This is a genomic window from Candidatus Symbiopectobacterium sp. NZEC135 (assembly GCF_025962695.1).
This window is the reverse complement of record NZ_JAGFPF010001364.1, coordinates 1-574: the sequence shown is the minus strand read 5'-3', so window position 1 is coordinate 574 and position 574 is coordinate 1. Positions and strand designations below refer to the sequence as shown.

Genomic DNA, 574 nt, shown 5'->3' with positions numbered 1-574 from the left:
AAATGGGTACAGGCATCGATCAATCCTTGATGAAACGCTCTCGCCATGGTGTTGCGCGGCGTGCGGAAGTAGAGCGCGAAGGTGGCGATAACCTGCCCATGGTTGTTGCGGACCGGCGTAGACCAACAGCCAATGTAACCGAGCGGCAGGATCAACTGGCGATAACCTTCCCAGAGGGGATCCGTCGCAATGTCATCGACAATCACCACCTCGTTGCGAAACGCCGCGGTGCCGCATGCCCCGGCTTTTGGTCCTATCGAGCTGCCGTCCAGCGCCTGAGAATACTCATCGGGCATGCTGGGTCCGGCCAGCGGATGCAGTTTGCCGTAATTATCGACCTCCAAAATGGTGGCCGCGATATCGGGCGCAATGCGCTCCACTTCGCGACACATCAGATTAAGCACCTCTGCCAGCGGACGCTCTGCCACCAACGCTTCAAGCGCCTGATGCTGTAATACCTCATGCATCTTTGCGCTGGTAATATCGGTCAGCGTCGATACGGTATACAACAGGCTGCCCTCTGCGTTCATGACCGGGTTCGAGATCACTTTTGCCCAATAACGCTGTCCGTGTT

General features: G+C 57.0%; 1 protein-coding gene. It reads right to left on the bottom strand.

Annotation, left to right across the window (positions count from 1 at the left end; genetic code table 11):
* A partial coding sequence (locus J5224_RS34280; RefSeq protein WP_264629300.1) for a GAF domain-containing protein occupies window positions 1–574 on the bottom strand: 574 nt, incomplete at both ends.